Below are 25,563 nucleotides of genomic sequence, written 5' to 3'. Positions count from 1 at the left end.
TGGGGGGGCCCCACGGGGTGGGGCTCCCCGGGGGGGGGCCCGGGGGGGGGCCCCCCCCCCCCCGCGCGGGGGCCCCCCCCCCCCCCGGGGGGGGGGGGGGGGCCCCCCCGCCCCGCCCCCGCCTCGGCGTCTCACACGGCCCGCCCGGCACCCGATGTGGCCCCGCCGTTCCCGCGGGGGCTCCCGCTCCGGGGGAACCGGCGGGGCGGCATGCTGGGGACATGAGTTATCGCGTGTGTCTGGTGTGCCTGGGAAACATCTGCCGCTCCCCCATGGCCGAGGTCGTCCTGAGGGACACCCTGGCCGACCACGGGCTCGGCGATCTGGTGACGGTCGACAGCGCGGGCACGGGAGGCTGGCACCAGGGTGACCCGATGGACCAGCGGGCCTCGGAGGTGCTGGCCGAGCACGGCTACGACGGTTCCGCGCACCGGGCGAGGCAGTTCCTGGCGGGCTGGTTCGGCGAGGTGGACCTGGTGCTGGCGATGGACCGGGACAACCTGCGGGTGCTGCGCCGCCTGGCCCCGGCGGGGGCCGACGTACGGCTGCTGCGTTCCTTCGATCCGGCGGCGCCGCGGGACGCCGAGGTGCCCGACCCCTACTACGGGGGCCGCACGGGCTTCACCGAGGTGCTGGAGATGGTGCGGGCCGCCTCGGAGGGCCTGGCCAAGCACCTGGCGGCCACGCTGCGCTGACCTCGCTCCCCACGAAGAACACGGTGGAACCGGGTACCGCCCGCTGACCACTATCGGCCAGCAGGGCGATACGCACCCTCTAGCACGTTCTTACCCTTTGTTCTAACTTGAAGCGAAGTCTTTAGCATCGCACGTTCTCCGCGAGGTGACGGAGGCCGCGTGCCGGTCGAGACGGCGCGCAGCCTCCGGGTGACCACGGTTCCAGGGCCGGCAGAGAGGTGATCGAGTGATCGCGCGCAGACGACTGAGGACGGCACTGCTGGTCACGGCTCTGGCCGTCGCGATCGGCGGCTCCAGCCCCCTGGCCACGGGAGTGGGGACCGCGGCGGCCTGGCCCCAGACCCCGAAGGTCGACCCTCTCCCGCTTCCCGTCGATCCGGGCACGCCCCAGGAGGCGCTGGACGCCCTGGGGATCAGCGGCTATCCGGACCGGCTGAGCGTCCAGCCGGGTGAGTCCGTGAAGTTCATGGTGAGCACGAAGAGCCCCACCTTCAGGGCGACGATGGTCCGGGTGGTGCACGGCGACGCGGACCCGCGCGGACCCGGCCTCAAGGAGCAGGTCATCGAGTCCGCCGTCAACAAGGAGTACCCCGGCCGTCACCAGACCCTCCCCGTCGGCTCGTACGTGAGCGTCCCGGACGCCCCCGCCCTGCGGCTCGGCGGAAGCTTCACCATCACGGCGTGGATCGCGCCGACCACCGTCCCCGGCTCCGAGCTCAACCCCGTCGCCTACCGGCGGACCCCCGTCGGCACCGGGGCCGCGCAGGGGATCGTGACCAAGTGGTCGGAGAGGGAACAGGCCGGATACGGCATGTTCGTGGACCGGGACGGCGGGCTCGGCCTGCGGCTGACCGACCGGTCCGGGCAGGCCCACACGGTGAGCACCGGCGTGCGGCTCAAGCCGTGGGCCCCGGCGCTGCGCGGGGTCGAGCCCGGCGGCGCCGTACGGCCGCAGCACGTGAACTCCTCCGGCTGGTACTTCGCCGCGGTCTCCTACGACGCCGGGACCGGGAAGGTGAGGCTGTACCAGTACCCGCTGACCGGCCACCCCAACGACTCCCAGGCCGTCGTCACCCGCACGATCGAGGCCCGCGGGCTGAGAGACGCCACCGCCCCGCTGCTGGTGGCCGCCTACCAGGGAGCCCAGGACCGGCCGACCGGGTTCTACAACGGCAAGGTCGACGCCCCCCGGGTGTACGGCCGGGCGCTGGAGGAGCGGGAGGTCCAGGCCCTGCGCGACGGCGGCCCGGCCGGGCGGGCGGCGCTCGCCCTCGACTTCTCCCAGCGGATGGACACCGACCAGGTCGTGGACGTCTCCCCCAACCGGCTGCGCGGCCGTACGGTCAACCTGCCGGTCCGCGCCGTCACCGGGCACAACTGGCAGGCCGACGAGCAGAACTTCAGGCGGGCGCCCGGGCAGTACGGGGCACTGTACTTCCACGACGACGACCTGGGCGACGCCGCCTGGGAGAGCGCCTTCACCTGGCGGGTGCCCGCCGACGCCCGCAGCGGCGTGTACGCGGCCAAGCTGGAGGCCGACGGACGCGTCTACCACGCGACCTTCGTGGTGCGCCCCAAGCGGGGCAAGGCCACCTCCAAGGTCGCCCTGCTGGTGCCGACCTTCAGTTACCTGGCCTACGGGATGACGGGCGGCCTGACGAGCGGGATGAGCCAGTACTCCCGGCACAGCGACGGCAGCGGCGTGGTCTACTCCTCCGCGCTGCGGCCCATCACCAACCTGCGCCCGCTCTCCACCGGCCCGAAGGGCGAGGGCAGGCCGTGGCAGTTCGAGGCCGACACCCACATCATCGACTGGCTGGAGTCCACCGGCCGCACCGTGGACTACGTCACCGACCACGACCTGCACCGGGAGGGCAGGAAACTGCTGGACGACTACCAGGTCGTCGTCACCGGCAGCCACCCCGAGTACACCTCCGAACCCATGCTCGACGCCCTGGAGGGCTGGCTGAACGACGGCGGCAGGCTGATGTACCTGGGCGGCAACGGCTTCTACTGGGTCACCCCGCTCGACCGCACCGGCACCTACACCGAACTACGCAGGCACGACGGCACCGAGGCCTGGCAGAGCGCCCCCGGCGAGTACTACCACAACACCACCGGCGAGTTCGGCGGCCTGTGGCGCTTCCGCGGCAGACCCCCGCAGCAGCTGGTCGGCGTCGGCTTCACCGCCCAGGGCTTCGGCTCACGGCTGGGAACCGGCCTGTACAGCCGCCCCCTCGACCGCTCCCCCGAGAGCCACGACCCCAGGGCGGCCTGGGTCTTCGACGGCGTCAAGGCCACCGGCCCCATCGGCGACTTCGACTCCCTGCAGAGCAGGGGCGGCCCCATGGGCGAGGAACTCGACCGCGCCGACTACGCCCTCGGCACCCCGGACAACACCGTCGTCCTGGGCTCGGGCACCGGCTTCGGCGACGAGTACATGTTCGTCAAGGAGGAGAACAACACGGCCAACCTCATGGAGGGCGGCACCGTCAACTGGCTGGTCCGCGGCGACGTGGCCCTCACCTTCTACCCCAAGGGGGGCGCGGTCTTCTCCGCCAGTTCGATCTCCTGGGCGGGCAGCCTGTTCTACAACCACTACGACAACGACATCTCCACCATCACCGGCAACGTCCTGAACGCCTTCTCCACCGACGGACCGCTCCCGGGCACCGGCTGAGGTGTACGTATCGGTACGCGACATCCCGCGCGGCACGGGGCCGAGAGCCCCCGTGCCCCGGGTCGTCGTGGTCCTGGGCCTGGTGAGCCTGATCACCGACGTCTCCTCCGAGATGGTGACGGCCGTCCTGCCGCTGTTCGCGACGCTCGCCCTGGGGCTCACCCCTCTGGCGTACGGCATGCTGGACGGTCTCTACCAGGGCGCGACCGTCCTGGTCCGGCTGCTCGGCGGCTTCTTCGCCGACCGGCTGCGCCGTCCCAAGCTCGTGGCGGGCGCGGGGTACGCCCTCGGGGCCGCCGCCAAGCTGATGCTGCTGCCCGTGGCCGGCGCGGGGGCGCTGTCGGCCGCGGTCGCGGTCGACCGCGCGGGCAAGGGGCTGCGGACCGCGCCGCGTGACCTGCTCATCGCCACCGCGGCTCCCCCCGACCGGCTCGGCAGGTCCTTCGGCGTGCACCGGGCCCTTGACGCGACCGGCGCGCTGCTCGGCCCCGTCGCCGCCTTCGGGCTGCTCGCGCTCGCGCCGGGCGACTTCGACATGGTCTTCGTCGTCTCGTTCTGCGCCGCGGTCCTCGGCGTGCTGCTGTTCCTGCAGCGCGTACCGGAGCACACCTCGTCCCCGTCCGGGCCGCTCTCGCCCCGCGACGTCGCGGCGCTGCTGCGGATCGGCGGGTTCCTGCGGCTTCTCTGCGCCGCCGCCGTGCTGTCGGCGGCGACGATCGGCGACGGCTTCCTCTACCTCGTCCTGCTGCGCGGCGAGTCGGTCACGACCCGCTGGTTCCCGCTGCTGTTCGTCGGCACGAGCCTGGTCTACCTCGCCCTTGCCGTGCCGTTCGGCAGGCTCTCCGACCGTCACGGCAGGAACCGCGTCTTCGCCGCCGGGTACGGCCTGCTGCTGTGCGCCTACCTCGCCGCGATCCTGGCCGGAGGCGTCGCCGGGGCCGTGCTGTGCCTGGCGTTCCTCGGCGCCTACTACGCGGCGACCGACGGCGTGCTGCCCGCCGCGGCCGCCCCCATGCTGCCCGCCGGGCTGACGGCGACCGGGATCTCCGTCGTCCAGACGGCGGTCGCGGGCGGGCGGGCCCTGGGCGCGGTGGCCTTCGGCGCGATCTGGACGGTCGCCGAGGGCGAGACCGCCGTGTGGGTCTTCGCCGCCGCCCTCACCGCCGCCCTGCTCACCGCCGTACCGATGATCACACGAGCCCGCGACCGCCGTACGGAGGCCCGATGACCCAGCCCAGCGCGCGCGGGACCGGGAACGACAGGCTCATCAAGACGGCCGCGGTCCTCGTCGCCGCCGTTGCCGTGGGCTACGTCGTCCTTTCGGTGCTGCGCGCGGGGGCGACCGGCGCCGCGGGCGACGGCCGGGCCGAACTGCCCGAGGGCCGGCAGGTCGTGTTCCGGTCGTTGCGCCCGGGACCCGGGTTCGGCCACCTCGCCGTGCTCCCGGCCGCCGACGTGCGGCGCGAGCGCGTCGTCCTGCCGCCCCGCTGCGAGCGCACGGCCGCCTCCCCCGCGGGCGGCCTCTGCCTGCGCCAGACGCGCAACCCGATCCAGCCGTTCGCCGTCACCCTGCTGGACGAGCGGCTCCGGCCCGAAGGGGAGGCCCCGGTCACCGGGATCCCGAGCCGCGCCCGGATCTCCGAGGACGGCCGCTACTACGCGACGACGACCTTCGTGACGGGGCACTCCTACCTCTCCGACGGTTTCTCGACCGAGACCCTCATCGGCCGGGTCGGCGGCGACCCGGTCGGCAACGTCGAACGGTTCACGTTCCTGCTGAACGGGCGGCCGAACGACAACGCCGACCGCAACGTGTGGGGTGTGACGTTCGTCCCCGGCGGGGAGCGCTTCTTCGCCACCGTGGCCACCCAGGACCGCAGGTACCTCGTCGAGGGCGACATCGGGCGGCGCACCCTGACCGCCCTGCGGGAGAACGCCGAGTGCCCGTCCCTGTCGCCGGACGGCGGGCGCCTGGTCTACAAGAAACGGACCGGGCTCAACACCGACGTCTGGCGCTTCCACTCCCTCGACCTCGCGACCGGCGCCGAGACCCCGCTCGCGGAGACCCGCAGCGTGGACGACCAGGCGGCGTGGCTCGACGACGACCATGTGATGTACGCGGTGCCGAAGGGGGGCGCGGGCGGCCGCGACGCCGACGTCTGGGTGGTGTCCCTGAGCGGCGGCGCGCCGCGCCTGTTCATCCCGGACGCCGACTCGCCGACCGCCCGCGCCCCCGCCTCCGAGATGCCGCTGCGCTGACCCCGGGCGGCGTCAGACGTCGGCGTCGATCAGATCGATCAGGTCGGCGACCGAGTCGGCCACCCGGGACGGGCGGAAGGGGTACCGCTCGATCTCGTCCTTGGACGTGACACCGCTGAGCACCAGGATCGTGTGCAGCCCGGCCTCCATGCCGGAGACGATGTCGGTGTCCATCCGGTCGCCGATCATGGCGGTGGTCTCGCTGTGCCCCTCGATGGCCCGCAGCGCGCTGCGCATCATCATCGGGTTCGGCTTGCCGACGAAGTACGGCTGCACGCCGGTCGCCTTGGTGATCATCGCCGCGACCGCGCCGCACGCGGGCAGCGACCCCTCACTCGACGGGCCGACCGGGTCGGGGTTGGTCGCGATGAAGCGGGCGCCGCCCTCGATGAGCCGGATGGCCCGGGTGATCTGGGTGAAGCTGTAGGTGCGGGTCTCGCCGAGCACCACGTAGTCGGGGTCGATGTCGGTCAGCACGTAACCGGCCTCGTGCAGGGCGGTCGTCAGCCCCGCCTCACCGATCACGTAGGCCGAGCCGCCGGGCCGCTGACCGTCCAGGAACCGCGCCGTGGCCAGCGCGGAGGTCCAGATCGACTCCGGCGGGATCTCCAGGCCGACGGCACGCAGCCGTACGGACAGGTCCCGGGGGGTGTAGATGGAGTTGTTCGTGAGCACGAGGAAACGCCTGCCCGACTGGTGCAGGCGGCGGACGAACTCGTCCGCGCCGGGAACGGGGTGTCCTTCGTGGACGAGGACCCCGTCCATGTCCGACAGCCAGCACTCGATCGGCTTGCTTTCTTTCACCGTTCCCCCGCGTTACGGCCCGACAGATACGACATCACGCAACTAAGAATGACAGGTCCGGCATGCTTCACACGCCGCCGTCCCCCGTCACACGCCAGGCCTGTTCCTCGACCAGCTCCCCGCTGCGCCAGCCGTACGGCGTGCGGACCAGGCGGTGGTGGTGCCAGCCGCCGTGCCGGACGAGGCCGGCGTCCAGGACGCCTCCGGGAGGGACGAGCGTGCCGGTGTAGGGGACGGTCACCTCGGCCTCGTCCCCCTCGAACCTGACGACCGGCAGGCCGATCAGGTGGTGCCGCACCGGCCAGCGCGACAGCGTCTCGGCCAGCCACCGCCTGACCTCCTCGCGGGTGCCCCGGACGCCGCCCGCCGAGGTGTGGTCGAGCACCGCGCCCGCGGTGAACACGAGGTCGAGGCGTGCCCAGTCTCCGGCGTCCAGGACGTGGGCGTATCTGGCGAGCAGGTCGGCGATCTCCAGCCGGTCCGCGATCTCCCGTTCCCTCATGTCCCCATCCAACCCAACACCAGGTCAGGGTGCGAGGGCCTCCAGCGCGGCCTCCGCCCTGCGCATCGACTCACGGGGGTCGGCGTCGGGCGAACCGATCTCCGGATCGAAGTTGAGGTCGTGGAAGACCTCGGTGACGCCCTTGGCCTCAAGGGCGGCCACGTCCCGTCTGATCTCCTCGAACGATCCGGTCAGCGGGGCGCGCTCGGCCTCTCCCCCCGGCCTGACCCGGGTGACGCCCCGGGTGACGAAGCGCAGCGTCTCGGCGTCCCTGCCCGCCGCACGCGCCGCCTCCTTTACAATGTAGATTTTTTTGTCGACGCGGCCCAGGTCCTCACGGCTCGAACCGATCCAGCCGTCCGCGAGCCGGCCCGCCCGCCGCAGCGCCACCTCGGCGCTCCCGCCGAGCAGGATGGGCGGCGGCGTGGGCGGCTTGGGGTCCTGGTGCGCGGGCGGCAACTCGTAGAACTCGCCCCGGTGTTCGACCGTCTCCTCCGACCACAGCCGCCGCAGCAGGCCGATGTACTCCTCGGCGCGCCGCCCCCGCCGTTCGAGGGGCACCCCGGAGGCGGCGAACTCCTCCGGCATCCAGCCGAGCCCGAGCCCGGCGTCAAGCCGCCCGCCGGAGACCGCCTGCAGGCTGGCCAGTTGCTTGGCCAGCAGCGGCGGCGAGGCGAAGGGCATGTTGAGCACCGCGACGCCGAGCCGTATCCGCTCGGTGACCCCCGCCAGGTAGGCCAGCGTCACCACCGGGTCGTGCACGCTGCGGTAGACCAGGTCCATCCCGTGGCCCCGCGGGTACAGCAGCCGCTGGAAGGTCCACAGCTCGTGGTAGCCGAGCTCCTCGGCCCTGCGGGCGATCCGCACCATGTTGGCCGGTGAGGCCCAGGCCCCGGACAGCGGCGCCGCGAATCCGATCCTCATGCCAGCACCCTACGCGGGCCCGGATCGGTGGTTCACTTGCCGGGTGAGCGACAGTGAGGACTTTCACGACGGCCCCGACGACGATCTCATGGCCGGGCTCGGCCGTGTCGCCGCCCGGTACGGCACCGGCCCCGCCGAGGTGGTGCCGACCAGGCCGGACGTGGTCATCGTCCGGGCGGGCGGCGTCGTGGTGAAGGCGCACGCCCCCGGCGCCCCGCGCGAGCCGCTCGAACGGCGGATGCGGGCCGTGGCGCACCCGGCGCTGCGCGGGAGCATGCTCGGGCCCGTGACCGAGGAGGTGCTTTCGGTGGGCGGCAGGCTGGTCACCGTGTGGCCCGCGGGCACCCCGGTCGATCCCGCCGCCCCCGAGGCGGCCCCCTGGGAGGAGTCGGCGCGGCTGCTGGCCCGGCTGCACGCCGTACCGGCCGGGGCGCTGCCGCCGCTGCCCGCCGCGGGCGGACCGGGCAAGGTGGCCGCCATGGCCGCCCGGCTGCGGGGCAACCCCTCGGCCGCGGCGCGGGCCGCCCTGGTCGCGCTGGCCTGCCTTCCGGCCCTGGACGCCGCCCCCGCCCCCGAGGCGACGGGGCTCACCCACGGTGACTGGCACATGGGCCAGCTCGTCAGGACCGGGGAGGGGTGGATCCTCATCGACGTCGACGACCTGGGGGTCGGCGACCAGGCCTGGGACCTGGCCAGGCCCGCGGCCTGGTTCGCCGCCGGGCTGCTCGACCCGGCCGTCTGGCACCGTTTCCTGACCGCCTACCGGGCGGCCGGCGGGCTCGCCGCGGGTGTGGACGGCGACCCGTGGGAACGGCTGAACCTCCCGGCTCAGGCGATGACCGTGCAGCTCACCGCGGCGGCCGTGATCGCGGCGGAGCGGGAGGGGCGGCCACTGGACGAGGTCGAACAGACACTCGTCGACACCTGTCAGAGGATTGTCCAGTTCCGAACCGCCTGCCATAGTGTGCCCACGCAGTAGGTTGTGGTTACGCCAAAAGCAACCCTAGGACAAGGAGATCGGCCAGATGCAGTGCCCGAAGTGTCGGGGCAACATGCGCACCTATGAGCGCAACGGTGTCCACATCGACCAGTGCGACAGTTGTCGCGGCATCTTCCTGGACTACGGCGAGCTGGAGACGCTGACCCGGATCGAGAGCCAGTACCACTCCGCTCCCCCGCCTCCCCCGCCGCCGCCCATGCAGCACGGGGCTCCGGGCTGGGGCGCGCCGCACCACGGTCACTACGGTCACCACCGCCGCAGTTGGGTGGGCATGCTGTTCTCCAGCTGACGCCCTACGGGCCACCGGAGAGGCCGGGACCGCGATCTCGCGACGGAGGTCGCGGTCTCGTCGTTCCCGGCCCCCGGAGGGTCAGCTGGGGAACTCGCTCGGTTTGATGTGCCTGGGCCGTACGGTGCCGCCGACGACGGCGTTGAGGGTCAGCGTCCAGTTGGTCCAGCGGATCTGCGACCAGGTGCGGGTGGTCCTGAACTTGACGGACTTGCCGAACTGCTCGAAGGTGCACGAGCGGCTGAAGGCGCGGGCCCTGGAGTCCCAGTCGACGCCGAGGGTGTAGTAGACCTTGTACGTGCCGTCCCGCACCCCCTTGATCTTGAACGACGACTTCTTGCGGACGTAGACCGAGATCACCTTCTTCTTGCCGCGTGTCAGCACGACGACCGCGTCCCTGTTGTTGCCGTTCTTCAGCTCCAGGTAGGCGCGTCCCGGGCGGCTCTCGGAGGAGATGTAGGAGCCGTTGCCCAAGCGGCGCGACCGCTCGCCGCTGACCTTCACGGAGACGACGTCGGCCGGATAGCCGGTCAGCGCGCGGCCGCTGTCGCGCACCGGCGAGAGGCGTCCGCTCTCGTCGGCCCCCGTCAGCACCGCGGGCCCGGTGCACACGTCCTGCGCCTCGACGTCCTCCTTGGCGTCGGACAGCGCGCTCGTGAGACTTCTGAGCGCGCCCACGTAGTTGCCGTGCTGGACCTTGACGTCGGACGGCGGGACGAGGGCCTCCAGGCCCGAGACGGCGCTCTCCATCGTGGAGACCGTCCGTTCGAGCCGTTCGCCGAGGCCCTTGCCTCCGGTGTCGTTCAGTTTCCTGATGGCGTCCCTGATGGGGCCGCGCGCCTTGTTCAGTTCGGCGCGGTAGGCGTCGGCCGTGAGCTCGACGACCGTCGGCGCGGTGGCCGGGTCCGATCCCACGACGGGTCCGGTTCCCTCTCCGACCACACCGCCGGCGGTCGGGCCGCCGACCACGGGATCGTTCGAGCTTACGGTGGTGCAGGCGCTCAGGGCCATCGTGGTGACCACGGCGCATGAGATCAGTCGGGGGGCAGTCACCTGCCCAACTATCGCCGGGCCTGTCACGACCCGTCAAACGTGAAAAACCCGATCAGTCATCCTCCGCCTCGTTTACGGCGTTTCCTGGGGCCATTCCCCTGATGCGCGCGGCCCTCAGCAGACGTACGGCCGGCCACAGCCGCCGGGTCAGCACCCCGGCCGCCACACCGACCCCGGCCCCGGCGAACACGTCGCCCGGGTAGTGCACGCCGGTGTAGACCCGCGAGAAGCAGACCGCCGCCGCGAGAAGCGTGACGGGGGCGGCGACGGGCAGCGGAGCCTCCATCGCCACGGCGGTGGCGAAGGCGGCGGCCGAGGCCGAGTGCCCGGACGGGAACGAGGCCGAGGCGGGCACCCTGATCAGCCGGGCCAGCGGGAAGCCCTCCAGGGAGGGCCTGGAGCGGCCGAAGAACCGCTTGCAGACCAGATTCACCGTCGGGCTGGCCACCCCGATCGCGAGCAGCCCCCGGGTGGCCGCGCGGCGCAGCGGCGCACGGCCGCTGAGCGCGCATCCCCCGGCGACCCCCGCCCACAGCAGCGAGTGGTCGGCCGCCCGCGACAGGGCGGGCAGGAGGCGTTCGAGGCCGGGGAGCCTGGCGTCCGCGACCGCCGCGAACACCCGCCGGTCCAGTGCGCCCAGCCGGGATCTCAGTCGCATGACGGCCTTTCCAGATGACGAAAGAATGAACGGCCTCTTAATTCTCATGCATACCCCGGCATCCGGCGCGCGTTCGTTTCCCCTCCTCCGATAATTCCAACAAGAGATGCTATTTGTAGAAATGGGGTGGAATGAAACGGTCGATCGGTGTCGTCCTCGCGCTGCTGCTCGGCGCCGCGGTCGTCGTGGCCGTCGTCCTGGGCAACAGGAACGACGAAGGCCCAGGTGGCGGCCTGGTGACGGTGCGCGGGGTGATCGGCTCGGAGAAGAAGCCCTTCTTCGAGGATCCTCAGGTCCGTGCCGCGTTCGCCAAACACGGCCTGCGGGTCGAGGTGGACACCGCGGGCTCCCGGCAGATCGCCACCGAGGTCAAACTCGACGGCTACGCGTTCGCCTTTCCCTCAAGCCTTCCCGCCGCCGAGAAGATCAGAAAGGACCGCGGGGTCTCCACCGTCTTCTCCCCCTTCTACTCCCCCATGGCCATCGCGACCTTCCAGCCGATCGCCGACCTGCTGACGAAGGCGGGCCTGGTGCGTGACTCGGGGCACGGCTACCCGGTGTTCGACGTCGCCAAGTATCTCGACCTGGCCGCCAAGGGCACCCGCTGGGACAAGCTGCCCGGCAACACCGCCTATCCGGCGCGCAAACGGGTGCTGCTGACCACGACCGACGTCAGGACCTCCAACTCGGCGGCCATGTACCTGGCCATCACCAGCTACGTCGCCAACGGCGAGGACGTGGTCAACAGCACCGCGCAGGTGACCGGGGTGGCGAGGACCGTGGCGCCGATCTTCCTCGACCAGGGTTACTCCCAGGCCTCCTCCGAGGCCCCCTTCGACGACTACCTGGTCATGGGGTCGGGCAAGACGCCGATGGTCATGATCTACGAAGCCCAGTACCTCTCCCACGTCTTCGCGGGGGACGGCTCGATCAAACCCGGGATGCGGCTGCTCTACCCGTCGCCGACCGTGCTGAGCAAGCACACGCTGGTGCCCCTCACCGCCGACGGCTCGCGGGTCGGCAAGCTGCTGACCGAGGACCCCGGGCTGCGGGGCCTGGCCGCCAGGTACGGCTTCCGCACCGCGGACCCCGCGGCCTTCACCGCTCTGGTCGCCAAGTCCGGCGCCCCGGCGGCGCGTGACCTGGTCGACGTGGTCGAACCCCCCACCTACGAGCACCTGGAGGGGCTCATCACGAACATCGACCGGCTGTACGCCAGCGGCGCCGTGCCCCAGCAGGGAAACCCGGGCAGCCCGGGACGTCAGGAAGCCCCGGAAAAAGCGCCGGAAAAAGCCTCGGAAGGAGTGCGCTGAAGGTGGCCGAGAACGAACTGGTGCTCACCCCCCCGGCCCCGGTCACGGCCGTCTCCCCGTCCGCGGCGGCGACCATGCTGCCGCTGGCCGAGGGCCGCGCGGACGAACTCGCCGCCAAGGCGCGGCGGTTCGCCGACGAACTGGCCGCGCTCGACCACAGGGCCCCTGACTTCACCCGCAAGGTGAACGACATCTCCTCCATGGGGGACGGCGAGATCCGCTCCGCCTCCCAGACGGCCAACCGGATGCTCAAGCGCCCGGTGACCGCCCTGGCCTCGGCCAAGGGCGAGAGCGCGGACGCCCAGGGCCGGGTGGCCGACCGGCTGGTCGCGCTGCGCCGTACGGTGGTCGACCTCGACCCCAGGCAGGCGGCGAGCGGCCCGCGCAAGCTGCTCGGGCTCATCCCGTTCGGCGACCGGCTGCGCGACTACTTCGCCAGGTACCGCTCCGCGCAGCAGCACCTGGACGACATCATCAGGGCGTTGAAGTCCGGCCAGGACGAGCTGCTGAAGGACAACGCCGCCATCGAGGGCGAGAAGGCCAACCTGTGGGAGACGATGACCCGCCTGCAGGAGTACGCCGTGATGGCCGCCGAGCTCGACCGCGAGCTTGAGGGGCGCGTCCTCGTCCTGGAGGCCTCCGACCCGGAGAAGGCCACCGCGCTGCGCTCTGACGCCCTGTTCACCGTACGGCAGCGGCACCAGGACATCCTCACCCAGCTCGCGGTCTCCGTTCAGGGGTATCTGGCCCTCGACCTGGTCCGCAAGAACAACCTCGAACTCAGCAAGGGCGTCGACCGCGCCACGACCACGACGGTCGCCGCGCTGCGCACCGCGGTCACCGTCGCCCAGGCGCTGACCAACCAGAAGCTGGTGCTCGACCAGATCACCGCGCTCAACGCGACGACCGGCGACCTGATCCTGGCCACCAGTGAGATGCTGCGCACCCAGGCGGGGGCGATCCAGAACCAGGCGGCCTCGACGGTCGTCGACATGGACGTGCTGCGCAGGGCCTTCGACAACGTCTACGCGACCATGGACATGATCGACGGCTTCAGGTCGCAGGCCGTGGAGAGCATGGCGACCACCGTGGAGAGCCTGAACACCGAGCTGGCGCACGCCAGGACCTACCTTGAGCGCGCCGAGGGGGCCCGATGAGGCGTCTCGCAGGCCGTCGTACGGCCCGGTTGACGGTGGCGCTCGCGCTGCTCTGCGTGACCGCGCTCGCGGCGTGCTCGAACGGAACGGGCGACGAGGTCGAGGACGGCCCCGACGTCCTCAGGGTGCTGGCGGGAAGCGAGGTCAAGGACCTCGAACCGATGCTGCGGAACTCGGGGGTGAAGGTGCGGATCTCCTACGCCGGCACCCTGGACGGCGCCGAGCAGGTGGCCAGGGGCGACGCGGACGGCTCCTACGACGCGATCTGGTTCTCCTCCAACCGCTACCTGTCGCTGATCGACGGCGCCAAGGGCCGCCTGTCCACCGAGACCAGGATCATGTCCTCCCCCGTGCTGCTCGGCCTCAGGACGGCCAAGGCACGCGAACTCGGCTGGGAGGGCAGACCGGTCAGCTGGCAGCAGATCGCGGACGCCGCCCAGCAGGGACGCTTCACCTTCGGCATGACCAACCCGGCCTCGTCCAACTCCGGATTCTCCGCGCTTGTCGGGGTGGCCGCGGCGCTGTCGGACGCCGGGGAGGCGCTGAGCCCGGAGCAGGTCACGGCGGTCACGCCCAAGCTGAAGCAGTTCTTCTCCGCCCAGCGGCTGACCTCGGGCTCCTCCGGCTGGCTGGCCGAGGCCTACGCCAGGGACGGCGGGGTCGACGGCCTGGTGAACTACGAGTCGGTGCTGCTGGGCGTCAAGGGGATGAGCCTGATCTACCCGAGCGACGGGGTGGTCACCGCGGACTACCCGCTGACCCTGCTGGCCTCGGCCACCCAGGAGAAGCGGGAGCTGTACGGCAGGCTGACCTCCTGGCTGCGCACCCCGGACATCCAGCGGCAGATCATGACCACCACCCACAGGCGGCCCACCGTGCCACAGGTACGGCCCGGCCCCGAGTTCGGCACCGCGCCGCTGCTCGAACTGCCCTTCCCCAACCGCAGGAGCACCGCGGACGGGCTGATCACCGCCTACCTCGACGAGGCGCGTGTCCCCTCCCGGGCCCTGTTCGTGCTGGACGTCTCGGGGTCGATGGAGGGCGACAGGATCGAGAACCTGCGCCGGGCGCTGGTCACCCTCACCGGCGCCGACACCTCGGCCTCCGGCACGTTCTCCCGCTTCCGCGACCGGGAGAACGTGATCATGATCCCGTTCAGCGGCTCGGTCGGGCAGCCGAAGTCGTTCACCCTCCCGGAGGGGAATCCGCAGCCGGTCCTCAACGAGATCAAGTCCTACGCGCAGGGCCTGCGGATCGAGGGCGGGACGGCGATCTTCGACGGGCTGCGCACCGCGTACCAGCAGGCGGCGACGGCCGGTGACGGGCACTACACGTCGGTGGTGCTGATGACCGACGGCGAGAACACCGACGGCATCTCCTACGACGACTTCGCCGCCTTCTACCGGGCGCTGCCCGGCGAGCAGCGGCGGACCAGGACGTTCGTGGTGCTGTTCGGCGACAGCGACGTCGAGGAGATGAGGCAGATCGCCACGCTGACCGGCGGCGCCGTCTTCGACGCCCGCGACGGGTCACTGGCCGCGGCGTTCAAGGAGATCCGTGGCTACCAGTGAGCGGGTGCTGAGGTATCTCGGCTCGACCAGGAACATCACCGGATGCGTCCTGGCCCTGGCCGGTCTCGGCGCCCACCTGCTCGGCCTGGCGGGCGCGTTCTGGCCGCTGGTCGTCGCCGGTCTGTACGGCGTCGGCGCGCTGCTGGCCCCGCCGGAGCGGATCAGGCTGGCCGTCTCCAACGCCGAGGTCGAGGCGGGCCTGCTCAGGACCGACCTGGAGGCGCTGCGGCGGAAGGTGCACGGCTCGGCGCGTTTTCCCGAGGACGTGCAGGCCAGGGTCGGCGCCCTGGCCGAGGTGCTCGACGGCGTCCTCGGCCGGGCGGAGGCGCTGACCACCTCCCCCGACCACCTGCACGTCGTCTCCCAGACGATCCGCGACTATCTGCCCTCCAGCCTGGAGGCCTACGCCAACCTGCCCCGCTCCTACGCGCTGAGCCGCCGCTCGGAACGCGAACGCAGCGCCCACGAGGAACTGCTCGCCCAGCTCGGCCTGCTGGAGACCAAACTGGGCGAGGTGGCCCAGGCCGTGCACAGGGGCGACGACCAGGCCCTGAGAGACCACGGCCGCTTCCTCCGCGACCGCTTCACCTCCTCAGAGCTGGATCTCTAGTCCTCCGACCAGGCGCTTCGGCTTGGGCGCGTCGGTGCCTGGACCGAGGAGCGAAGGAGCGAAGCGGATGAGCGACGAGGGAAAGCACCGGCCCGAAAGCACCCAGGCCCGCGACGCCGCCAGGCGGGGCGGATGTCACAGCATCTTCTCCTCCATCGCGGCGCAGACCGTTTCCGCCACCACGACGCGGGCCAGTCGTTTGTCGTCGCCGGGGACGACGTGCCAGGGCGCGCGGGGCCGGTCGGTGCGGGCGAGCATCTCCTCGACGGCGGCCTCGTACTGCGGGCGCTTCTCGCGGTTGCGCCAGTCCTCGTCGGTCAGCTTCCAGACCCGCAGCGGGTCACCCGCCCGGTCCTCGAAGCGCCGTAGCTGTTCCTCCGGCGAGACGTGCATCCAGAACTTGACCATGATCATGCCCTCGGCGACGAGGGACCGCTCGAACTCCACGATCTCGTCGTAGGCCCGCGACCACTGTTCCTCGGTGGCGAACCCCTCGACCCGCTCGACCAGCACCCGCCCGTACCAGGAGCGGTCGAGCACGGTCATCCCTCCCCAGCCGGGCAGCACCGGCCAGAACCGCCACAGGAAGTGGTGCCGTTTCTCGTCGTAGGTCGGCGCGGCGAACTGGGCGACCCGTACGTGCCGGGGGTCGAGGGGACGCACGAGGCGTTTGATGGCCCCGCCCTTGCCTGAGGCGTCCCAGCCTTCGAACACCACGCACACCGGCGGGCCGATGCGGCGCTCGCCGATCTGCCCGCCCAGCATGAGTCTCAGCCGCAGCAGCCGTTCGAGGGCGGCGTCGAGCCGTTCCGTGGCCTCCTTCTTGGAGAGCTTCTGGGAGAGATCGACATCGGACAAACGGTGGTTCATGACCCCAAGCCTGACATCGAAGGCGGCGGGACCGCCACCGGCTCAGGTGACGGTGATCTTGAAGGTCGCCTGCTCCCGCCCGCCGTCCGCGCAGTCGGCGCAGGCGAGGAGGGTGATGGTGGCCGTGCCGCGATACTTGGCGTTGAACACGAAGTAGCGGGTCGCGCGCCCGTCCTCGGTCCGCCGCTCCTGACTGATGAAGGAGGCGACCCTGGCGTCCGGCAGGGCCGCGAGCCGCCAGCCCGCGGCGCCGTCGGTCACGGCGAGGGAGAAGCGCCTGCCGAGGGGGAGGCCGACCTCGACGGTCCTGCCCGCCTCCCCGCGCACGACGGTGCCGAAGTTGTAGACGGCGCCTCCGGCACCGCAGCCGGTGACCAGACCCGCCAGGCCGGTCAGCAGAACCGTCAGTACGGCCGCGACGGCCCGCGTTCGGTGAACCACGCAGGCCACACTAGCGACCGGGACCGCCGGTGCCGCACCTGGCCGTACGGCGCGCCCGGCGGGATCCCTCACTGGGAGACCGCGCCCCCGTGAAGGTCCCCTCCGACCGTCGCGCCGAGACGCGTCCGCATCGCGTGCTCGACCAGGGCGATCAGCACCTCCTTGCCCGACTCCCGCTGCCTGGCGTCGCACATCACGATCGGGATGTCCTCGTGGAGGGTGAGGCCGAGCCGTACCTCCTCCAGGTCGTAGCGGCGGGAGTCGTCGAAGCAGTTCACCGCGACGATGAAGGGCGTCTGGCGCCGCTCGAAGTAGTCGAGGGAGGGGAAGCAGTCGGCCAGCCTGCGGGTGTCGGCGATGACGACCGCGCCGAGCGCGCCGAGCGCCAGCTCGTCCCAGAGGAACCAGAACCGCTCCTGGCCGGGGGTGCCGAAGAGGTAGAGCCGGTAGGCGTCGCCGATGGTGATGCGGCCGAAGTCCATCGCGACCGTGGTCGTCCGCTTGCTCTCGACGCCGGACAGGTCGTCGATGCCGACGCCCCTGTTGGTCAGCGTCTCCTCGGTGCTCAGCGGCGCTATCTCGGAGACGGAGCCGACCAGGGTCGTCTTCCCCGCGCCGAAGCCTCCCGCGACCAGGATCTTGATCGCCCTGGGCAGCTTGATCCGGCCCGCGTCGCGGCTAGAGCGCACGGAGTCCATCGAGCACCGCCCTGTACAGCCTCTCGTCTTGCATGTCGGTCTCCGAATGCGGCTCTTGCAGGGCGATGTAGCCCTGGTCGAGCAGGTCGCCCAGCAGGACACGGACCGTGCCCGCCGGAAGGTTGATGTGCGCGGCGATCTCTGCGACCGACTGCGGCTGCAGGCAGAGCCGCACGATGGCCAGGCACTCAGGATCGAGCCCGGTGTCCCGCTGCGACAGGGCTCTGACGGCCACCGCCAGTGTGACGAGGTCGAATCTGCCGCTGGCCGGTTCCGTCCTGCCGCGGGTCAGGATGTACGGCCGGACGATCGCCCCGGCATCGTCACCCACCCACTGCGTGTCGGGCAGCTCCTCGAAGGGGTCGTTCATCGTGGTACGTCGTCCTTGACCGGCTCCGCCGTTCTGGCGGGCGAGATGAGGTACTGGCCGACCCGCGCGACGAGCATGGCCATCTCGTAGGCCACCAGGCCCACGTCGGCCTCGTTCGTGCAGAGCACCGCCAGGCAGGCGCCCTGGCCCGCCGCGGTCACGATCAGGTAGGCGGAACGCATCTCGATGATGGTCTGACGTACCGCGCCTCCGTTGACCCGGTCGCTGACGCCCTTGCCAAGGCTCTGGATCGCCGATCCGACGGCTGCCAGGTGTTCGGCGTCCGACCGGTCGAACTCCGCCGAGGTCGCCAGCAACAGACCGTCGGTGGAGAAGACGATGCCGTGTTCGGCCTCTCCGACCCGCTCGATGAGATCGTCCAGCAACCAGGCCAGGTCGGTGGAAGATCCTGTTCCCTGCACCACTCGTAGTCCTCTTTCTGCCGGTGGGCGTTCGATCGTGTGTCTCTGGCGGCCCGTCTGCACCGGATCGGCGCGGCGGAGATCCGGGACGGTCCCGGTTCTCACCCGCGGGATCCGCCCCCGTCGGCGCGGTCATCCTCCTTGTCGAGCAGCTGTGCCGCGTCCGAACGCCCCCGGCGGGTGCCGTCCTGGAAGGACGCCATGGCCGTGCGGATCATCTCCGGGGAACGCTCGTCCGGATCTTCGGTGCCCGGCCCCCGCGGCGCGGGCTCGTCCTCCTGCAGCGGTGCGGCGAGGTGCGTCTGCGGCACGCGCCGCGGCAGGCCGCCAGGCGTGTGGCTGGTGTCGGGGGGAGGCAGGACGGGGGGCAGCGCCGTACCGGGACCGCCCTCGCCCACCTGGGGCTCCTGCACTCCTCCCGGAATCCTCCTGTGGGTGGCCGGGCGCGTCTCGCGCCGCCCGGCGCCGTCCTGGCCGGTGCCCGTCAGCGGATCAGCGCCCCGGTTCCGTGGCCCCTGCGGCGGCTGAGGCGCTGCCTGGTGCCCGCCTTGGGTCGCCGCGCGGGGTCCGGCGTACGGTGCCGGCTGGGCCGGCGGCCCTCCCGGGCCTCCCACGCCGACCGTGCGGGGCTGCGGCACCGCGACGGCGGGTTCCGGCTCCCGCTCCGCCTGTTCCTTGATGAGCTCCTGGGGCAGCAGGACCACCACGGTCGTGCCGCCGTACGGCGAGGCCTTGAACGTCACCCGGATCTCGTGCCGTTCGGCCAGGCGGCTGACCACGTAGAGGCCCAGGCGGGCGTTGCCCGACAGCTTGAGCTCCGGCGGGTTCGCGATCCGCTCGTTGGCGGCGTCGATGTCCTCCTGGCTCATGCCCAGGCCCCGGTCCTCGATCTCCAGGGCGTGCCCGTGGGCCACGGAGTATCCGCTGACCTGCACCGTCGTGTAGGGCGGGGAGAAGGCGGCGGCGTTCTCCACCAGCTCGGCGACCAGGTGGATGACGTCGCCGACGGCCCGCCCGTCCAGCGCGACCTCGCCGAGCGGCAGCACGTCGACCCGGGTGTAGTCCTCGATCTCGGCCAGCGCGCCGCGGACCACGTCGATCATCGGCACCGAGTCGCGCCAGGCGCGTCCGGGGGCGGCCCCGGACAGCACCAGGAGGTTCTCGGCGTATCTCCGCATGCGGGTCGCCAGGTGGTCGAGGCGGAACAGGTCACGCAGTTCCTGCGGGTCGTCCTCCCGCCGTTCCATGATGTCCAGGACACTCAGCTGCCGGTGGACCAGCGACTGGGTACGGCGGGCGAGGTTGCGCAGGATGTCCGCGATGTCACGCCGTAGCTGCGCCTGCTCGGCCGCGACCTTGACGGCGGTGCGCTGTACGGCGTTGAAGGCCTGGCCGACGTGGCCGATCTGGTCGTTGCCGAACTCCAGCGGCGGCGCCTCCGCCGCGATGTCGACGTCCTCGCCGTGGCCGATGCGCTCGACCACGGAGGGCAGCCGCTCGTTGGCCAGGTCCCAGGCGGCGACCCTGAGCTTGTCGAGCTGCTGGACCAGGGTCCGTGCGGTGGTGATGGACAGGACGATCGAGGCGATGACGGCCAGCAGGCCGAGTCCGCCCGCGAGCGAGAGCCGTACGATCACGCCGGTGGCGACGGGGGTGGCCCGCTGGACGACGCCGTCTCCCGCGCTCAGCACCACCTCCTGGAACTTGGCCAGCACGACCTGGGTCGAGGCGGCCCACTGCCGGGCGTCGACGGGCTCGGTGGGGGCGGGCGCGCCGCCCCGCATGAGCTGCTCCTCCATGACGCGCATGCGGGTGAAGGGCTCGCTGCCGATCAGGCTGTCGCAGATGGCCCGGTCCGCTGCGGGCAGCTCGGTGAGGGCGTCCTGGAAGAGGAAGCGCCGGGTGCCGACGGTCTGCGCGAACAGGGCGCGTTCGGCGTCGGTCAGGCGGCCCGCGGTCAGGCCTCCCGCCGCGACGGCGTCCTCCAGGGCCAGAAGGTCCCTTGCCCTGCTCAGCTCGATGACCGTCCGGGTGTCCTTGGCGATGGCGGCGTCGTCGAGCGTCGCCATGGAGTCGTAGATCCGGTAGAGGGAGTCGACGACGTCGGTGAAGACGTCGGCCGCCTTGAGCCGGTCGATGGTGCCCGCGTCGATGGCCTTGCGGCCCTGCCGCAGGCCGTCGAGTCTCTGGACGGTCTCCGTGATGCGCCGGTTGAGGGCGTCGCCGCCGAGCCACTGGACGTCGCCTCCCTGGGCGAGGGCCCTGAAGTTGGCCACCGCGTCCTCGGTGCGTCTGCGCTGGGCGCTGAGGGTCTCGCGCTGCTGGCGGGCCGAGCCCGAGGTGCCGAGGTAGATCAGGCTGAGCCTGCGCTCGTTCTGCAGCTCGACCAGCAGCTTCTCGCTCGGTTCCGCGACGCTCGCGTCGAGCCTGGCCACGCCCAGCATGTTGAAGCCCTCACGTACGGTGACCCATGCGGTGAAGGCCCACAGCGCGATAAGTGACACCAGCAGTGCCGTGACCTTGGTCCGCAAACGCGCATTGCGCAAGCGCATAGCACCCATCCCGGCAAAAGTGAGAGAAAGTCACATTATCGTTTCACGACGATAAATACGTGTGAAGGAATAGACGCCACATTGCGCCGGACGACGGCATCCGGCCATGGCACCCGGAGAACCTTAGCAATATAGCCAATTACACTCAAGGCAACATTGACCAGATGTGGGCTTCTGTCCTTTTCGCAGATCAATATTCTGCGTTGAATTCCGGTCACCGTCCGCTGTCAGGGACGCGCCGGCCGGGCCGCCCTGCCGTGACCGGTGTGCCACGGCAGGTCACGGACGGTGGCGACGCGCCAGGTGAAGGGCGCCCAGGACGGCCGCCCTGACGATCGCCGCCGGGTAGTAAAGGTCTTTGTCGTGCCAGAGAGCGGGTCTGTCCAGCGGTTCCCCGAACCCGGTCACCATGGTCAGCAGCCTGCGGTGCCCGCGCTCGACGGCCGCCGCGCGGCGCTCCTGCTCGACGGCCTCCTCCGCGGCCCCCGCTGTGGCCCCTGTTGGGGCCTCTGTCGTGGCTTCTGCTGGGGCCTCTTCCGTGGCCGGCAGGGCGGCAGGCGTCAGCAGCAGGGTCTGCAGGGCGTAGGCGGTCTCCTCCGCCGTTCCCGTCCAGCGGCCCCATGAGCCGTCCTCACGCTGGGTGTCCAGCAGCCAGCGCGTGGCGCCGCGCACCGCGTCGGCCGACTCCGCGCCGCCGTACTCGCCGAGGGCCAGGGCGCAGCAGGCGGTCGCGTAGTACGGCGAGACGTGCCAGCGGTCCAGCCAGCTGCCGTCGGGTAGCTGGCGCCCGCGCAGCCAGGCCGACAGCTTGCCCGTCGCCGCCGCGTAACGCGCGTTCCGCCCGCCGGTGCCCGCCAGCCGCAGATACTCGCCGAAGGCGTCCAGCACGTGCGCGTTGACCGTCGGCGACGCCCCCTCCTCCCCCTGCCAGGTGCAGAAGTGGGTCTCGGTCTCGTAGGCCCACAGGGCGTCGGGCTCCCGGGGCGCGCGCAGCAGCGCCAGCGTGTACAGGCCGACGGAGGTGGTGTCGGCGTCCGGCGGCAGCCCCGGGCCCGCGGCGACGCCGCCGGGGCCGATGGCGGCGGCCAGCCCGGCCGTCAGCTCCTCCGGCACGGCCACCGGGACGCCCGCGCGCCGCAGCCAGCTCAGCGTCCAGCCCCGCTCGAAGACCGTCACGGGGGCCGCGCAGGGCACCGGGCCCGCGTAGCGGTCCACGACCGCCTCCAGGTAGTGGCGCACGGGTGAGTCCTCCCCCGGGCCGCCGAGCCACGCGGCGCCCGCGGCGGGCGAGGCGCCGATCGCGGCGGCCCGCCCCTCGCGAAGGGGCGTCGGGACGACTCCCGGGGCCTTCGACGCCGCCTCCGCGGCGACCTCCAGCGCGTGCAGCATCTTCTGCGGGACCGCGGCACCCGCGGCCAGCCCGGTCCTGACCAGCGCCAGCTTCCCGCCGTTCATGCCCCGGGGAGGCGGCAGCGGCTCCCCCTCCTCCAGCGCCGCCAGGTGCCCGTTGAGGCGGGCGAGCAGGTCGGGCACGATGAGCTCGACCGCCGGCATGTCCGGCAGTTCCCGCAGGTCGTAGGGGACGCGTGGATCACCGCCCCGGCCCGCTCCCGGCTCCGCACCGGCCCAGCGGCGCAGCGCGGCCAGGCCACGCCGTACGGCTCCGCCGACCGCCGCCTCGTCCGCGAAGGGAGTCCCCGAGGCGCCGGGGACACGCCCGAGTTCGGCGGCCAGCGCCTCGACCGCGGCGAGGGTGGGCACCAGCGCGTAGCCGCCGGGGGCGCCCCAGCCGCCGTCGGGACGCTGGGCGGCGAGCAGGAACCGCACGCGTTCGGCGTGGCCCGTGAGCCAGGGGGCCAGGCTCACCAGCCGTCCCGTCTCGTAGACCGAGACGGAGACCTGGCCCCACGGCTCGGCCGTCAGGCTCGCGACCAGCTCGGCCGCGGCCGCGGCCACCCGGCTCTCCTCGCGGGGAGCGCCCGGCTCCGGCGTCGTGTTCCGGCCCCGCGGTACGGCACCGGGCACCCGCAGGTCTTCGACGGTCACAGCGCACCCCAGTAGTCGGTGACCTGGTAGAAGCCCGCGCAGAAGTCCATCTGCCGCTCCAGGTAGCCCGCGAGTTCGGGGGCCCTGTCCCGCAGCGGGGCGATCAGCTCGCGGCTGCGCGCGGCCAGTTCGGCGACCCGCCGTTCGACCTCGGCGCGCTCCGGCCCGAGCAGCAGGGCGTTGAGGTCGCCCCAGACGACGTCGCGCTCGTAGGTGCCCAGGTCGTTGATGAGGCGGATCACCCGCTGTACCGATCTCGACGCCTCCGCGACCTCGTCGAGGATCTCACCGAGTCCTTCGGCGGGGCTCTCGGCCGCGCCCGCGGTGTAAAGCCAGTGGGCGGCGAAGGCGAAGCAGAAGCCGAGGTTGTCGGCGTTGCCGAGGTAGTCGTCGAACCCGGGGGTGACCTTGTCGGCCTTCCAGCGGGCCTCGCGCAGCATCGCCTCCAGCATCCGCCCCAGCTCCGCGCGCCAGAACGGGCCCAGCACGGGGTGGGCGGGCGAGGCGGCCAGCTCGTCGCGGATCCCGGCGAGCATCAGGGTGAGGTCGTCGCCGTCCTCCGGCGCCGCGCCGTCTGCCACCTCCAGGCAGCGCCGTACGACGCCCTCCACCTCCTCGGGGGAGGTCGCGACGTAGTCGACGAGCCAGTCGAGGCCGAAGGCCCACAGGCAGACCTTGTTGGCCATGCGCAGCTGCTCGGCGGTGAACCAGGGCCCGCTGAAGGCCATGGCCAGCGACAGGGTGCTGTAGAGGGCCGCGTCGAACGGCTTGGCGGAGAACAGGCCGGGGTAGGCCTCGGCCCACTCGCGCATGTCCCGCTGGGCCCGGCCCGCGACGGCGCAGATCGTCCCGCACTCCGCGGCCTCGGGCCGGGGTGCGGCGTCCGTGCGGGTCACGCCGCCGCGCCGGGGGCGTGCCTGAGCGGGAGAAGGTTCATCATCACTCTCTCCCTGGGTCTGAGCGAGGCCGCGGGGAAGGGGGTGTACGGCCCCGCCGCGACCTGGAGGCGGAAGCGGCTCAGCACGGCGGCCACGATGAGGGGCGCCTCGACGTGGAACAGGTGCTTGCCCAGGCACTGGTGCGGCCCGCCGCCGAAGGGGAAGTAGGAGTAGCGGTGCGCGCCGTCCCGCGCGCCGGGCGCGAAGCGCTCCGGGTCGAAGTCGAGCGGGCGCTCCCAGAACTCGTCGAGCCGGTGGGTGGCGTAGGGGCTGATCAGCACCTGGGCGCCCGCCTTGATCCGCGTCCCGCCCAGCTCGGCGGTCCTGGCGGCCATCCTGGGGAAGATCCAGCCGGCCGGGTACAGGCGCAGCAGTTCCTGCAGGACCATGCCGGTGTAGCGCAGCTCGGGCAGGTGCTCCGGCGTCACGGGGCCGGCGCCGACGACCCGGTCGATCTCCTCCTGGAGCCTGGCCGCGACGTGCGGGTGGGCCTCCAGCAGCGGCCACAGCCAGGTCAGGGTCATGGCCGTCGACTCCGAGGCCGCGCCGTAGACGCTGACGAGGTTGTCGCGGATCTGCTGGTCGTCGAGCGGCGCGCCGCCGTCCTCCTGGCCGACCCGGCAGAGCGCGGAGATGACGTCGTGGCCGTCGCCGTGTTCGGCCCGCGCCTGGCGGATCACCGGGAACACCACGTCGTCCACCGTCTTGACGGCCCTCATGAAGGCCCGGTCGCCGGGGACCCGTACCGAGTAGGGCATGAACGGCATGAGCAGCCGGAAGTTGATCGAGGTCGCGGCCGTGTCGTAGGCGGGGGCCAGGAGTTCGCCCTCCTCGGGGGTGATCCGGTCGCCGAACAGCACCCGGATCACGGCCCTGTTCACGATCCTGGACATCTCCTCCATGATGTCGACGGGCCGTCCCGACGTGACGTACGCGTCGAGGCGGGAGACACAGCCGGTGATCACCTTCGCCATCTCCCCGGCGAGCGTGGCGATGTAGCGTCTGGTGAAGAGGGGCTGCAGGACCTTCCTGCTCGACTCCCAGGGCTCGTCCTCGCCCAGGACGCTGGCACCGGTCATGCGGCGCAGGGGGCGCCAGAACATGCCGTCGCGGCGGTAGCCGGTCCACTCGGCTCTCAGCACCCGCTGGACGTGGTCGGGATGGGTGACCAGATAGGGGCGGAAGAGCCCGAGGTCAAGCCGGACGACCTCGCCCTTCGCCCGTCTGCCCATCTCGGCCAGGGCGTTCACCGGGTCCCTCATCAGCCCGGGAAGGGCACGGTGAACGGGGACGGTCCTGCTCCGCCGGAATGTTCCCGCGGTCGCGTCGATCGACATTGCTACGCTCTCCCACCTCGCATGACGCGAACACACGCAGCGTGACCGCCGCCCACGGCGATGCCGGGGCGGTCGAACGCAATCAGGGACCGCGGTCACTCCGGTGTGACCCGTCCCACACGGGAAACAGTCAGGGCCGGTCGACCGGCGGCCCCTCTGTGTCCTTCCCGCGCCTCACCATGCGCCTTCTCACGCTCACATGACTAAAGGGCTTTAATACGCCTTTCACAACCCTTTGGGCGAAGTATCACATGATTGGCAGTGGGCGATCAAGGTCGCAGCCAAATAATCGTTTTACCATAACTGTAATGAATCAGTTTCTTAAGCAAGGATTCATGTAATGTGGGCAGAATTCGCAAATCAGTTCCCACCTG

General features: G+C 71.7%; 24 protein-coding genes. 10 read left to right on the top strand and 14 right to left on the bottom strand.

The annotated features are described in order from the left end of the window. The first annotated feature begins 221 nt into the window (after positions 1–221). From ACIBVQ_RS22525 to ACIBVQ_RS22510, 4 genes are all read left to right on the top strand, one after another. Positions 222–695 carry a low molecular weight protein-tyrosine-phosphatase gene (locus ACIBVQ_RS22525; RefSeq protein ID WP_352012041.1) on the top strand — a complete coding sequence of 158 codons (474 nt, stop codon included), beginning with the start codon at positions 222–224 and terminating at the stop codon, positions 693–695. A gap of 226 nt (positions 696–921) precedes the next feature. Then, on the top strand, positions 922–3,375 hold the full coding sequence (locus ACIBVQ_RS22520; RefSeq protein ID WP_399179671.1) for a N,N-dimethylformamidase beta subunit family domain-containing protein: 2,454 nt from the start codon (positions 922–924) through the stop codon (positions 3,373–3,375). Positions 3,376–3,427: 52 nt separating this feature from the next. Next, positions 3,428–4,603, top strand: a complete 1,176-nt coding sequence (locus tag ACIBVQ_RS22515; protein ID WP_399179669.1) for an MFS transporter — start codon at positions 3,428–3,430, stop codon at positions 4,601–4,603. Then, positions 4,600–5,634, top strand: coding sequence for a TolB family protein (locus ACIBVQ_RS22510; RefSeq protein ID WP_399179667.1), 1,035 nt, complete (start codon positions 4,600–4,602; stop codon positions 5,632–5,634). The genes ACIBVQ_RS22515 and ACIBVQ_RS22510 overlap by 4 nt, the downstream gene beginning before the upstream one ends. A gap of 12 nt (positions 5,635–5,646) precedes the next feature. On the opposite strand, the gene ACIBVQ_RS22505 is transcribed toward ACIBVQ_RS22510, so the two are convergent. The 3 genes from ACIBVQ_RS22505 to ACIBVQ_RS22495 all read right to left on the bottom strand — a co-directional run bounded on the left by ACIBVQ_RS22505 (position 5,647) and on the right by ACIBVQ_RS22495 (position 7,864). Next, positions 5,647–6,399 carry an HAD-IIA family hydrolase gene (locus tag ACIBVQ_RS22505; RefSeq protein ID WP_386188055.1) on the bottom strand — a complete coding sequence of 251 codons (753 nt, stop codon included), beginning with the start codon at positions 6,397–6,399 and terminating at the stop codon, positions 5,647–5,649. Positions 6,400–6,505: 106 nt separating this feature from the next. Further along, positions 6,506–6,940 carry a nuclear transport factor 2 family protein gene (locus ACIBVQ_RS22500; protein WP_352012030.1) on the bottom strand — a complete coding sequence of 145 codons (435 nt, stop codon included), beginning with the start codon at positions 6,938–6,940 and terminating at the stop codon, positions 6,506–6,508. 24 nt (positions 6,941–6,964) lie between these two features. Continuing rightward, the gene (locus ACIBVQ_RS22495; protein WP_399179665.1) at positions 6,965–7,864 is read right to left on the bottom strand and encodes a TIGR03619 family F420-dependent LLM class oxidoreductase; all 900 of its coding nucleotides are present in this window, start codon (positions 7,862–7,864) and stop codon (positions 6,965–6,967) included. 43 nt (positions 7,865–7,907) lie between these two features. Here ACIBVQ_RS22495 and ACIBVQ_RS22490 point away from each other — a divergent pair, with 43 nt between their 5' ends. Together ACIBVQ_RS22490 and ACIBVQ_RS22485 are read left to right on the top strand one after the other, a co-directional pair. Beyond that, entirely contained in the window at positions 7,908–8,843 is a 936-nt protein-coding gene (locus ACIBVQ_RS22490; protein ID WP_399179663.1) for a phosphotransferase family protein, read from the top strand. A 46-nt stretch (positions 8,844–8,889) separates the two neighbouring features. After that, positions 8,890–9,153 (top strand): zf-TFIIB domain-containing protein, encoded by a 264-nt coding sequence (locus ACIBVQ_RS22485; protein ID WP_352012027.1) that lies wholly within the window; start codon positions 8,890–8,892, stop codon positions 9,151–9,153. An 81-nt stretch (positions 9,154–9,234) separates the two neighbouring features. Here ACIBVQ_RS22485 and ACIBVQ_RS22480 read toward each other — a convergent pair whose 3' ends face one another. Together ACIBVQ_RS22480 and ACIBVQ_RS22475 are read right to left on the bottom strand one after the other, a co-directional pair. Beyond that, positions 9,235–10,206, bottom strand: coding sequence for a hypothetical protein (locus ACIBVQ_RS22480; protein ID WP_352012026.1), 972 nt, complete (start codon positions 10,204–10,206; stop codon positions 9,235–9,237). A gap of 52 nt (positions 10,207–10,258) precedes the next feature. Next, positions 10,259–10,864, bottom strand: coding sequence for a phosphatase PAP2 family protein (locus ACIBVQ_RS22475; RefSeq protein ID WP_399179660.1), 606 nt, complete (start codon positions 10,862–10,864; stop codon positions 10,259–10,261). Between the two features lie 131 nt (positions 10,865–10,995). Between ACIBVQ_RS22475 and ACIBVQ_RS22470 the strand changes: the two genes are divergently transcribed. The 4 genes from ACIBVQ_RS22470 to ACIBVQ_RS22455 are packed head-to-tail and all read left to right on the top strand — an operon-like array spanning position 10,996 to position 15,515. After that, positions 10,996–12,177 carry a hypothetical protein gene (locus ACIBVQ_RS22470; RefSeq protein ID WP_399179658.1) on the top strand — a complete coding sequence of 394 codons (1,182 nt, stop codon included), beginning with the start codon at positions 10,996–10,998 and terminating at the stop codon, positions 12,175–12,177. Between the two features lie 2 nt (positions 12,178–12,179). Next, the gene (locus ACIBVQ_RS22465) at positions 12,180–13,334 is read left to right on the top strand and encodes a toxic anion resistance protein (protein WP_362911766.1); all 1,155 of its coding nucleotides are present in this window, start codon (positions 12,180–12,182) and stop codon (positions 13,332–13,334) included. Beyond that, the gene (locus ACIBVQ_RS22460; RefSeq protein WP_399179656.1) at positions 13,331–14,905 is read left to right on the top strand and encodes a VWA domain-containing protein; all 1,575 of its coding nucleotides are present in this window, start codon (positions 13,331–13,333) and stop codon (positions 14,903–14,905) included. Before ACIBVQ_RS22465 ends, ACIBVQ_RS22460 begins: the two co-directional genes overlap by 4 nt. Beyond that, positions 14,892–15,515, top strand: coding sequence for a hypothetical protein (locus tag ACIBVQ_RS22455; RefSeq protein ID WP_399179654.1), 624 nt, complete (start codon positions 14,892–14,894; stop codon positions 15,513–15,515). Before ACIBVQ_RS22460 ends, ACIBVQ_RS22455 begins: the two co-directional genes overlap by 14 nt. 135 nt (positions 15,516–15,650) lie before the next feature. Here ACIBVQ_RS22455 and ACIBVQ_RS22450 read toward each other — a convergent pair whose 3' ends face one another. The 9 genes from ACIBVQ_RS22450 to ACIBVQ_RS22410 form a co-directional block, all read right to left on the bottom strand. After that, positions 15,651–16,385 (bottom strand): UDP-galactose-lipid carrier transferase, encoded by a 735-nt coding sequence (locus ACIBVQ_RS22450; RefSeq protein ID WP_362911763.1) that lies wholly within the window; start codon positions 16,383–16,385, stop codon positions 15,651–15,653. A 42-nt stretch (positions 16,386–16,427) separates the two neighbouring features. Further along, complete coding sequence (locus tag ACIBVQ_RS22445) at positions 16,428–16,826, bottom strand: hypothetical protein (RefSeq protein WP_352012019.1); 399 nt, start codon at positions 16,824–16,826, stop codon at positions 16,428–16,430. A 68-nt stretch (positions 16,827–16,894) separates the two neighbouring features. Further along, positions 16,895–17,524 carry an ATP/GTP-binding protein gene (locus tag ACIBVQ_RS22440; RefSeq protein WP_352012018.1) on the bottom strand — a complete coding sequence of 210 codons (630 nt, stop codon included), beginning with the start codon at positions 17,522–17,524 and terminating at the stop codon, positions 16,895–16,897. Further along, entirely contained in the window at positions 17,505–17,894 is a 390-nt protein-coding gene (locus ACIBVQ_RS22435) for a DUF742 domain-containing protein (RefSeq protein ID WP_352012017.1), read from the bottom strand. The genes ACIBVQ_RS22440 and ACIBVQ_RS22435 overlap by 20 nt, the downstream gene beginning before the upstream one ends. Beyond that, entirely contained in the window at positions 17,891–18,319 is a 429-nt protein-coding gene (locus ACIBVQ_RS22430; protein ID WP_352012016.1) for a roadblock/LC7 domain-containing protein, read from the bottom strand. The genes ACIBVQ_RS22435 and ACIBVQ_RS22430 overlap by 4 nt, the downstream gene beginning before the upstream one ends. A 98-nt stretch (positions 18,320–18,417) precedes the next feature. Then, complete coding sequence (locus ACIBVQ_RS22425) at positions 18,418–20,868, bottom strand: nitrate- and nitrite sensing domain-containing protein (protein WP_399179651.1); 2,451 nt, start codon at positions 20,866–20,868, stop codon at positions 18,418–18,420. 279 nt (positions 20,869–21,147) lie between these two features. After that, positions 21,148–22,914, bottom strand: a complete 1,767-nt coding sequence (locus tag ACIBVQ_RS22420) for a prenyltransferase/squalene oxidase repeat-containing protein (RefSeq protein ID WP_399179649.1) — start codon at positions 22,912–22,914, stop codon at positions 21,148–21,150. Continuing rightward, the gene (locus ACIBVQ_RS22415; RefSeq protein WP_399179647.1) at positions 22,911–23,810 is read right to left on the bottom strand and encodes a terpene synthase family protein; all 900 of its coding nucleotides are present in this window, start codon (positions 23,808–23,810) and stop codon (positions 22,911–22,913) included. Before ACIBVQ_RS22415 ends, ACIBVQ_RS22420 begins: the two co-directional genes overlap by 4 nt. Further along, the gene (locus ACIBVQ_RS22410; protein WP_362911757.1) at positions 23,807–25,189 is read right to left on the bottom strand and encodes a cytochrome P450; all 1,383 of its coding nucleotides are present in this window, start codon (positions 25,187–25,189) and stop codon (positions 23,807–23,809) included. Before ACIBVQ_RS22410 ends, ACIBVQ_RS22415 begins: the two co-directional genes overlap by 4 nt. Positions 25,190–25,563: the final 374 nt, after the last annotated feature.

Source organism: Streptosporangium sp. NPDC049376 (assembly GCF_044466505.1).
Lineage (GTDB): Bacteria > Actinomycetota > Actinomycetes > Streptosporangiales > Streptosporangiaceae > Streptosporangium.
Note: the sequence above shows the minus strand (reverse complement) of the source record. Positions and strands in the feature narration are given on the sequence as shown.